The sequence below is a fragment of the Corallococcus praedator genome, assembly GCF_003612125.1.
Taxonomy (GTDB): domain Bacteria; phylum Myxococcota; class Myxococcia; order Myxococcales; family Myxococcaceae; genus Corallococcus; species Corallococcus praedator.
Genome location: NZ_RAWI01000349.1, coordinates 1 through 9863, shown reverse-complemented (window position 1 = coordinate 9863; position 9863 = coordinate 1). Strand labels below are relative to the sequence as shown.

Sequence of the window (9863 nt, the reverse complement as noted above, 5' to 3'; positions counted from 1 at the left end):
GGCTTGGGCGGCGCGGCCGAAGCGGCGGGCTTTCGCACCGGGCCCAGGGCGGGCACCGGGTGACCGGACACCTCCGACAGGGCCTTCACCATCTCCTCGGTGGCCGTGGAGCCGGTGTGGGCGGCGTCCAGGTCCTCGATGAGGTCCGACAGCACGTCGCATGCGCGGAGCATGACGTCGGTGGCGGTCTCGGTGGCCGTCTTGCCTTCGCGCTCGGCGCGCAGGACGTCCTCGGCGGCGTGCGCGAGCTGACCGATGGCGGCCAGACCCAGCATGCGGGCCTCGCCCTTCATCGTGTGCAGTTCGCGCGCGACGTCGTCCGCGGCCTGATCCGCGGTCTCCTTCTCCAGGTCGATGACTCCCAGTTGGATCTTCTGGAGTCGGTCGGCCGTGACCTCCTGGAACTTCTTCAGGAGGGACTTTTTGAGGGCCTCGGTGTCCATGGGTGGCAGGCCCGGGGGCGCGAGCTACCGCGCCCCCAGAAGCCCTTCTCTCCCCTTCAGGAGAACGCCTAGTCGGCCTTGAAGCGCTTGATGAGCTCGGCGAGCCGGCCCGCAAGCTGGGTGAGCTCGGCGGCGGCCCCGGTGGCCTGCTTCGACGCCTGCGTCGTCTGACGGGTCACGTCCTCGATCTCCGCCATGGACGCCACCACCTGTTCGGTGGCCGTGCGCTGCTGCTGCGTGGCCAGGTTGATGACCCGGGCCGCGTCGCTCGTCTCCTGCACACCGGCGAGGATGCCTTCCACGGCCTGCGCCGCCACCGCGCCCAGCTTCTCGCCGGACTCCGTGGCGTGCTTGGACGCGTCCGCCGCGCCCGCCGCGGCCTGCGTGGCCTCGCGGATCTCCGTGATGAGGTTCTTGATCTCCTTGGTGGACTCCAGGACGTTCTCCGCCAGCCGGCGCATCTCCGCCGCGACGATGGAGAAGCCCTTGCCCGCCTCACCCGCGCGGCTGCCTTCCAGCGCCGCGTTGAGGGCCAGCAGGTCGGAGCGGTCCGCGATCTCGTCGATGACCTCCACCACCGTGCCGATGCGCTCCACGCGCTTGGACAGCTTGGAGATGGAGTCCGCCACCGCGACGCCGTCGCTGCGGATCTGCTGCATGGCCTGGATGAACTCGCCAATCGCGCCGCGACCCGCGCGCGCCGCGCCCAGCGTCTCCTCCGCCACGCGCGCCACGCTGCCCGCGTTCTCCGCGATCTGCGCGGAGGCGTGCTTCAGCTCCTCCATCGTCGCGGTCGTCTCGTGGATGGCCGCGGCCTGCTCGGTGGAGGACGTCTCATGCTGCGTGGACGCCGCCAGCACCTGGTTGGCGGAGGACGACAGCCGCAGCGCGGCCTCGTTGATCTCCCGCACGAAGATGCGCAGCGTTTCAATGACCTTGCCGAAACCCTCCAGGAGGGGCCCCAGCTGGGGGTCTTCCGTGGACGTGTTCCAGCGCGACAGGTCGCCTTCCCGCACCAGGATGATGAGCGAGTCGAGCGCCTGATCGATCTCCTGCGCCGCCACCTGCTTGCGGTGCTCCGCGGAGGAGAACTGCTCCAGCACCTGGTTGAGCAGGTGGCCGAAGCCCGTGGGATCCGCCTGGACGCGGTCGTGGGGTACGCGCGCGTTCAGGTTGCCGGACAGCACCGACATCAGCGTGTCGGTGAAGGGCTTGAGCGGATCCACCGCGTTGGCTTCGGGGGCTCCCGCCTTCGCGCCTGGGGACTTCTTCGCACCGCGGGGCTTCGCCGCGGGCTTGTCGTTGGGGCTCTCCAGGGACATGTGTGTCAGTGCCTTCCTTGCGTCTTCAAGGTTTCCGCCAGATCAATCAGCAACACGGGCCGCCGGGACTGTTCATCCAGGCAGACGCCCACTGCATAAGGAGCCGCCCCCGCGGCAGCGGGCATGCGGCGTAGCACGGCGAGCGCCACGGGGCGCACCCCGTTGACGGCATCCACCTTCAGGTGGCCTTCGCCTTCCGGGGTGTCGAACACCAGCGCGCGCAGGCCGCGGTGCGGCAGGCCCAGGTCGCGCACGGTGAGGTCGTCCGGCAGCGCCCGGTCGATTCGCAGCACCTGCGAGGCGTCGGTGCCATATTCGGAGTCGCCGATCTGGAAGAAGAGGATGTCCACCTCTCCCAGCTCCTCCGCGGAGCGATCGTCCGCGACCCCGTTCACGGTGCCCTCCCGACTCATCGCACCACCGCGCGCTGACGGGCCGTCTGCAGCAGCTTGGAGAAGTTGAGCAGGTTCAGCCCGTCATGGGGGGTGCCGCCGTGCACGACGCCCAGCAGGTGTTCGGCGGCGGCGTCACCGCCCAGGGGCGGCGGGAGGATCTCCGACACGGGCACGCGGCGCAGGCCCAGCACGGTGTCCGCCACCACGCCGGAGACGTAGTTGCCGCTGACGCCCACGAAGATGCGCGTGCGCGGACCGATGCGCGCCTCGCCCTTGCTCAGGAAGCGCAGGAGGTCCACCACCGGCAGCACCTGCCCCCGGTGGCCGGTGACGCCCATGATGAACGAGGGGGTGCGCGGCAGGGGCGTGAGCAGCCCGGCGCGCAGCACCTCGGTGACGTTCTCGCTGGGCACGCCGAAGCGCAGCTCGCCCACCTTGAAGCAGAAGAACTCCTGCTCGGGTCGGGCCTGGGCGGCCAGCGTGCGGTCCGGCGCCTGTCGGAGCGCGCGTTGGAGGGGAGTGGTGGTCGGGGTCAAGGCAGTGAAGTATCCCGGACAGTGTGAAAAAGGGTCAAGGGTCCAGCCAAGTCTGTCCGCCTGCTCGCCGTTTCGATGGTTCGGCGGAGACCAAAGGTGTAGGGTTGTGGGCCGGGAGCCCCTGAGGAGGAAGATGTCCCGCGTACTGGTCATTGACGACAGCCCGATGCTGCTGGAGCTCACCGTCCGCGCCCTGACGGCCGCCGGCTATGAGGCCAGCGGAGCGCCCGATCTGACCACGCTCGACCAGAAGCTCGCCACGGGTCCGTTCGCGCTCATTCTCGTGGACGTCAACATGCCGGAGATGTTCGGCGACGACGTCGTCGAATTCCTGCGGCAGGTGAAGAACGTCTCCTCCAAGCTCATCCTCTACTCCGACATCTCGGAGGAGGAGCTGGCCGCGAAGGCGAAGAACTCCGGCGCGGACGGCTACATCCTCAAGAGCGGCGGCCTGGAAGGCGTGTTGGGCGGCGTGATGGGCCTCATCGGCGCTCCGGCGCTGAACATCCCCGCCGCCGCCCCTGCTGCCCCCGCTGCCCCGGCCGTGAGCGTCGCCGCCGCCCCCCCTGCCCCCGTGGCCGCGCCCGCCGGCCTCTCCGCGCCGAAGACGCTGGCCCCCGGGGCGCGCAAACCGCGCATCCTCATCGTGGACGACAGTGAGATGACCGCGCGGATCATCGAAGCGGACCTGGTGTCCAAGGGCTTCGAGGTCCACATCGCGGACTCCGCGGACAAGGCCACGAAGATCATCCTGAAGAAGCAGACGCGCCCGGACCTGGTGCTCCTGGACGTGCGCATGCCCAACGTGAACGGCGAGCAGTTCTGCCGCTTCATCAAGAGCAACAGCCTCTTCAAGGGCATCAAGGTGCTGCTGTGCTCCGGTGAGAACGTGGAGGAGCTGCAGCGCATCTGCCGCGAGGCCGGCGCCGACGGCTACATCCCGAAGGACGCCGTGATGGGCAACCTCGTCGCCAAGGAGCTGATGCCCCCCGGCGCCGAGTAGTCCCCGCGCCCCGCCCTCCTCAGGGCGCCGTCGCCGCCTCGGACGCCCCGGCATCCACCGGCGCGGCATCCACCGGGCACGTGGTCTTGCTGGCCAGCACCTGCATCGCCTCCTTCACGTCGGACTTGTTCGCCTCCGTGGGCTTCGCCTGCACGTAGCGCTGGTACGCGGCCAGCGCGTCACAGGGCCGGTTCAGCGTCTCATAGGCCTTGAGCAGCGCGTTGAGGATGGGGCGCTGATCCGGCTGGAGCTCGAAGGCCTTCTGGTAGTCCGCCGCGGCGCCCTCCGTCTGGCCCAGCGCCTCCTGCGACAGGCCCCGCCACACGCGGTAGCTGGCGTTGGTCGGCTGCGCCTCCACCAGCGCCGTGGCGGCCTTCAGCGCCCCCTCCTTCTGTTCCAGGCGCGCGTTCGCAGTGTACGACAGCTGGAGCAGGACGATATTGGAGCCACAGCCGGCGGCGGCGTAGTCGTCCGACGCCTTCGTCACGCCCTTGAGGTCGCCGGTGGTCATCAGGAGCTGCGCGTGCTCCTGCGCCTTCGGCTTGTCGCACGGCGTCTCCTTCAGCTCCGCGCGCAGCTTGCGCACGATGGGCTTCTTCAACCCGTGGTCGAACTCCGGCTCCTCGGGCGCCTTGCTGCCGCTGCTGCACGCGCCGAGGACGGCGACGGCACTGGAGGAGAGGCAGAGGACGGCGAGGCGGAACGGGACGCGGAAGGAGGCGGACATGCCCGGCTCTGTAGCCGTCCGCCCCCGGTGGGTCAAACCCCTGACGGGGGGGTGACGCCTATGCGTCGCCCGGAGCGCTCGCGGCGTTCTCGCGCTCGTCCAGGCCGCGCGCGAAGTTGCCGATGATGAGCCCCGGCCGCGCCGCCTTCAGCCGGTTCAGCAGCGTGCGGATGCCCACCGGTTCGCCGCCCGCGCCCTGCCCTCGCGCGACGTCCAGGTACTGCAGCGGGTCGATGCACAGCGAGCGCGTCTGCACCTGATCCACGCGGTACTTGCGCACCAGGTTCTCCAGCGCCTGCACCTCGCCCTCGCGGTCGGTGACGCCGGGGAACAAGAGCAGGTTCAGCGCCAGGTACGCCCCGCGCTCCCGCGCCAGCGCGATGGAGGCCTCCACGTCCTCCCAGCCGTACTTCACCGGCTTGTAGTAGGCCTCATAGAGGCCCTTGGACGCGGCGTTGAGCGACACGCGCACGGCATCCAGCCCGGCATCCAGCAGCGCCTTCAGGCCGTGCGTGAGGCTGGCGTTGGTGTTGATGTTGATGGAGCCCCGGTCCGTCTTCGCGCGCATGATGCGGATGGACTCCGCGATGTACTTCCAGCGCGTGAGCGGTTCGCCCTCGCACCCCTGGCCAAAGCTCACCATGGTGCGGCCCGGCGCGTGCTCCAGGTGGTACAGGCCGATGGCCGCCATCTCCTCCGCGGAGGGGCCGTCGTCCATGCGCTCGTGCGAGGCGGGCGGACCGTCCGCGGGCTGATCCGAGATGCAGCCCACGCAGCGCGCGTTGCACATCACCGACGCGGGGATGGCGCCCTCGTCGCGCGCGTAGAAGATGTTCTGCGACGTGAAGCACCGGTAGAGCAGCGCGCACGTCTTCAACTGCTTGAGCACGCGGCTGTCCGGGAAGCGCTCCATGTGCGCGGTGACAAGGCCCTTCAGCTCCGGCGTGGAGTACGACTCCGGCTCCCAGTGCGAGCGCCGGTCGGTGTGGATGGCCCACGCGAGCGGCCCCTTCTCACCCCACGCCGCCGCCGTGTACGCCCACTGCGGCAGCACCGGCCCGTCCCCCTTCACCTCACCGGGCAGGAACGTGCGCGTGTAGCCGGGGGGCAAGAGCGCGCCCACCGCGTTGGGCACGAACGTCTTGCCGCCGATCTTCATCTCGCGCACCAGCTCCAGCTCGCCGGAGTCCGGGTTGAGTCCCACCGGCAGCCGTCCGGGCAGGTGCACCAGGCGCCCTGCCGCCGGCAGGGCGATGGGCTTGTCCTGCGGTGGCACGAGTTCCTCCCCGCTGCGCAGGGTGGCGATGAGGTACGGATGCTCCATGACCCGGCCCTTGGGGTCCGCGAAGAGCAGTTTCGGCGCGTGCGTCATGGCCTGCTACCTAACACGGGCGGGCCCTGACGCGTCCAACGCCTCGCGTCATGTGTGCGAGCGAATGAGCCCCATCATGCAAGCCCACCCCACGGTGCCGGAGCGCGCCTTGAAAGCGTTGGGGCCCTGGTCTATGGGTCCGCCACGTTTTCGCAGTCCCCTATCCGGAGGCAGTCGTGATCGTCGGAGTTCCCAAGGAGATCAAAACCCGCGAGTACCGTGTCGGCATGGTGCCTGCGGGCGTGCGCGCGCTCACCAGCGCGGGGCACACGGTGCTGGTCGAGACGAACGCAGGCGTCGGCTCCGGCATCCCTGATTCGGAGTACCAGCGCGTCGGCGCGCAGATCATCTCCAGCGCGGATGAGGTGTGGAAGCGCTCGGAGATGGTCGTGAAGGTGAAGGAGCCCATCGCGCCCGAGTACGAGCGCATGCAGCCCGGGCAGATCGTCTACACGTACTTCCACCTGGCCGGCGTGGACCCGGAGCTCACCAAGACGCTCCTGAAGAAGAAGGTCACCGCGGTCGCCTACGAGACGCTCCAGCTGGACGACGGCAGCCTGCCGCTGCTCAAGCCCATGAGCGAGGTGGCCGGCAAGATGGCCATCCAGGTCGGCGCCGCGTGCCTGGAGAAGGCCCACGGTGGCAAGGGCATCCTGCTGGGCGGCGTGCCCGGCGTGCGCCGCGGCCGCGTGGCCGTCATCGGCGGCGGCGTGGTGGGCCTGTGCGCCGCCAAGGTCGCGGTGGGCATGGGCGCGGAAGTGACCATCCTGGACGTGAACCTGGAGCGCCTCACCTACCTGGACGACGTGTTCCTCGGCCGCGCGCAGACGCTGGCGTCGGACACGGAGTCCATCGCGCGCACCGTGCGCGAGTCGGACCTCGTCATCGGCGGCGTGCTCATCCCCGGCGGCAAGGCCCCGAAGCTCGTCTCCCGCGAGCTCATCGCGGAGATGGAGCCCGGCTCCGTTGTCGTCGACGTCGCGGTGGACCAGGGCGGCTGCATTGAAACCTGCAAGCCCACCACGCACGACAACCCCACGTTCACCGTGAGCGACGTCGTCCACTACTGCGTGGCCAACATGCCCGGCGCCGTGCCGCAGACGTCCACGTTCGCGCTCACCAACACCACGCGCCCGTACTCGCGGAAGATCGCGGACCTGGGCCTGGTGGAGGCCATCAAGGCCGACCGCGCCCTCCAGCGTGCCATCAACACCTACAACGGCCACATCACCTACGAGGCCGTCGCCAAGGACATGGGCTACGACTACGTGCCCCTGATGGATGCGCTCGGCGGCAAGAAGTAACCCGCCTGTACAGCAGCCGGCCAGCCGTCTTCTGGCCGGGTTGCCAGGGGGGAAGCCCCGTCCGGGTGTCCCCCCTGGTTCCCACCCTGTGGAATAAATGATCCCGCCGGGCGTCTCCCCACACCAGAAGCGGGCATGCGGGCGGCGCGGCAGGGGAAAGCGTTGTTGACCCGTCTGTTCCGGTGCATAGATTGACCGTTAGGCAGGCGACGCATTCCCCAATCATTTCGGGCCCCTGGAAGGCGGGAGCATGATGCTGGACTTCAGGCAACCCAACCGGACGAAGCAGGAATTCGAAGAGCTGGCGCTGGCGCACCTGGACCCGCTCTATTCAGCGGCCCTCCGGCTGACCAAGAACGAGCGCGATGCCGAGGACCTGGTGCAGGACACCTGCATGCGGGCCTATCGGTTCTTCGACAAGTTCGAGCGCGGGACCAACATCAAGGCCTGGCTCTTCAAGATCCTCACGAACACGTTCATCAACCGGTACCGGCGCAAGGTGAAGGAGCGCACGGTGGTGGAGGGCGTGGAGCGCGAGGCGGTGCATGAGCGCTTCGTGAGCCGGGACGCGACGGACTTCGCCGCCAACCCCGAGCAGTACTTCTTCGACCGGCTCCTGTCGGACGACGTGCTGCGCGCCATCGACTCGCTGCCCATCGACTTCCGGCTGGTGGTCATCCTCGCGGACCTCCAGGAGTTCTCCTACAAGGAGATCGCGGAGATTCTGGAGTGCCCCGTGGGCACGGTGATGAGCCGGCTGTTCCGGGGCCGCAAGCTGCTGCAGAAGACGCTGCGTGAGTACGCGCAGGGTCAGGGTGTCTTCCGTCACGACGGAGATCCGGTGCCCGCGCCCGCGGACCTGGAAGAGTTCCGGCGACGGAAGAAGGCCGGCTAGTTCGTGGTTGGATTCATCGAGCGCCCATGACCTGCCAGGAACTCGAGCGATTGCTGTACCCGTACCTCGACGGTGAATTCCAGCCGGAGGAACGCCACGACGTGGAGTCGCATCTCGAAGACTGCCCCGCATGCATCGCGCGGGTGGATGAAGAGATGCAGCTTCGCCAGACGCTCCGGCGCGCGGCGAAGCACTCCGTGTCCGCCCAGGGCTCGCGCGCGCCGGCTTCGCTGCGCGCGGGCATCCAGTCCGGCCTGCACCGTGAGCAGCGCCGGGCCCAGGTGAGCCAGTGGATCCGCGCCGGGGCCGTGGCCCTGGTGGTGGTGACGGTGGGCGGCGGCTGGATGACGTACCAGTCCGGTCAGGCCCAGCGGGCCACCATCCTGGAAGCCGTGCAGCGGCACACGCGCCAGCGGCCCCTGGAGTTCGTGGCGGGCACGCCGGAGCAGATTGAGGCGTGGTTCAACGACAAGGTGGAGCACCGCATCACCCTGCCCCGCCTGCAGCAGGCCCAGCCGGTGGGAGCGCGCTTCTCCACGCTCAACGGCCAGGAAGTCGTCTACGTCAGCTACGAGACCCAGCCCCGGCGCACGAACGAGGCCAAGCGCAACATCGGCGTGTTCGTGTATCCGGCGACGGGCCGGCGGGTGACGGTGGAGGAGTCCCCCACGGTGGAGAACGTGGCCGTGGACTCGAGCCAGGCGTACAACGTGGTGACGTGGCGTGATCAGGACATCACCTACGAGTTGGTGACGGACCTGGACGACGCCGCCATCCTGCAGATGCTGCGGGAGCAGGAGCACCGCTCCAACGGCATCCCGCGCCCCGCGCAGGTGAAGCCTTCGGTGAGCGTGCAGAACGTGTCGCTGCAGCCCGTCTCGCTACAGCCCTGAAACAGGGCTGACGGCGCGGGGCCCGAGCGGTCGCCTGCTCGACTGAATACCGGGCATTGCGCCCGGTGTGAAGATTGACGGTCCCAGACATGGCCGATAGCCTCGACCGCGACTCTCTTCTCGCGCGCCGCCGCTTGTTCGTGGTGATCCACCGCGCGCCGCACCCCAGGACGGCCGTCCCTTCATGTCCAAGCGAATCCTGATCGTCGAAAGCGACGCCACCCTCTCCGCCACCCTGCAGCAGGCCCTGGAAGCCCGGGGGTTCACGGCGCAGACGACGGGCGACGGCAAGGGCAGCGTGGAGCTGATCCGGCGCGAGCGCCCGGAGCTCGTGGTGCTCGCGGTGGATCTGTCCGCCGGACAGAACGGCTACCTCATCTGCGGCAAGCTGAAGAAGGACGACGATCTCAAGGCGCTGCCCATCGTCATCATCGGCAGCCCGGACGGCTTCGCGGCGCACAGCAAGCTCAAGGCGCGCGCGGACGAATACGTCGCCAAGCCCGTGGACACCGACACGCTGGTGGACCGGGTGGGCAGCCTCATCGGCTTCCCGGAGCTGCCCGCCAGTGACGAGGTGGTGGACGACAGCCTCACCCTGGACTCGCTGGGCGACGACTTCGGCAAGGAAGAGCCGGCCCCGGACTTCGGCGAGGAGATCGCCGTGGACACGGGCGAGGAGCCCGCGGTGCCCGGGGAGGACCTGGACATGCTCGACGAGGCCTTCGGCGACCTGTCCGAGCCCGTCACCGGAACGCCCGACGAAGAGTCCGTCCAGGCGCCGCCGGAGCTGGAGTCCCCGTCCGCCGAGGAGGAGATCTCCGCGCTCGACTCGCTGGGCTCCGACAACGACGACTCGCTGGACGTGCTGAGCGACCTGGGCGACGAGCCGGAGGAGAAGACCGTCATCGGCTTCATGCCGCCGGCGGATCCGGAGCCGGTGGCCGCGCCGCCCCCCGCGCCCGTGCGCGCCGCC

The 9863-nt window shown here is 69.2% G+C and carries 11 protein-coding genes; 5 read left to right on the top strand and 6 right to left on the bottom strand.

All coding sequences use genetic code 11. The features are described from left to right. The 4 genes from D7Y13_RS31990 to D7Y13_RS31975 form a co-directional block, all read right to left on the bottom strand. A partial coding sequence (locus D7Y13_RS31990) for an Hpt domain-containing protein (RefSeq protein WP_208734510.1) occupies positions 1–443 on the bottom strand: 443 nt, incomplete at its 3' end. A gap of 68 nt (positions 444–511) precedes the next feature. After that, positions 512–1765, bottom strand: a complete 1254-nt coding sequence (locus D7Y13_RS31985; RefSeq protein ID WP_120535883.1) for a methyl-accepting chemotaxis protein — start codon at positions 1763–1765, stop codon at positions 512–514. Positions 1766–1770: 5 nt separating this feature from the next. Further along, positions 1771–2160 carry a Frizzy aggregation protein FrzB gene (locus D7Y13_RS31980; RefSeq protein WP_370451764.1) on the bottom strand — a complete coding sequence of 130 codons (390 nt, stop codon included), beginning with the start codon at positions 2158–2160 and terminating at the stop codon, positions 1771–1773. Positions 2161–2174: 14 nt separating this feature from the next. Then, a complete protein-coding gene (locus tag D7Y13_RS31975) occupies positions 2175–2696 on the bottom strand; it encodes a chemotaxis protein CheW (RefSeq protein WP_120535881.1) in 522 nt (173 codons plus the stop codon). 133 nt (positions 2697–2829) lie between these two features. Between D7Y13_RS31975 and D7Y13_RS31970 the strand changes: the two genes are divergently transcribed. Further along, on the top strand, positions 2830–3699 hold the full coding sequence (locus D7Y13_RS31970; protein ID WP_120630876.1) for a response regulator: 870 nt from the start codon (positions 2830–2832) through the stop codon (positions 3697–3699). Between the two features lie 19 nt (positions 3700–3718). Here the strand turns inward: D7Y13_RS31970 and D7Y13_RS31965 are convergent, their stop codons facing one another. Further along, positions 3719–4426: a tetratricopeptide repeat protein gene (locus D7Y13_RS31965; RefSeq protein ID WP_120585263.1), complete on the bottom strand. Its 708-nt coding sequence runs from the start codon at positions 4424–4426 to the stop codon at positions 3719–3721. Positions 4427–4484: 58 nt separating this feature from the next. Then, positions 4485–5798, bottom strand: a complete 1314-nt coding sequence (locus D7Y13_RS31960) for a radical SAM family protein (protein ID WP_120536554.1) — start codon at positions 5796–5798, stop codon at positions 4485–4487. A 176-nt stretch (positions 5799–5974) separates the two neighbouring features. Between D7Y13_RS31960 and ald the strand changes: the two genes are divergently transcribed. The 4 genes from ald to D7Y13_RS31940 form a co-directional block, all read left to right on the top strand. Then, positions 5975–7102, top strand: coding sequence for an alanine dehydrogenase (gene ald, locus D7Y13_RS31955; protein ID WP_120536555.1), 1128 nt, complete (start codon positions 5975–5977; stop codon positions 7100–7102). A 253-nt stretch (positions 7103–7355) separates the two neighbouring features. Beyond that, complete coding sequence (locus D7Y13_RS31950) at positions 7356–7997, top strand: sigma-70 family RNA polymerase sigma factor (RefSeq protein WP_120536564.1); 642 nt, start codon at positions 7356–7358, stop codon at positions 7995–7997. A 26-nt stretch (positions 7998–8023) separates the two neighbouring features. Next, complete coding sequence (locus D7Y13_RS31945; RefSeq protein WP_120536556.1) at positions 8024–8890, top strand: anti-sigma factor family protein; 867 nt, start codon at positions 8024–8026, stop codon at positions 8888–8890. 184 nt (positions 8891–9074) lie between these two features. After that, positions 9075–9863 (top strand): response regulator (locus tag D7Y13_RS31940; RefSeq protein WP_147452537.1); only part of this gene is annotated, 789 nt, incomplete at its 3' end.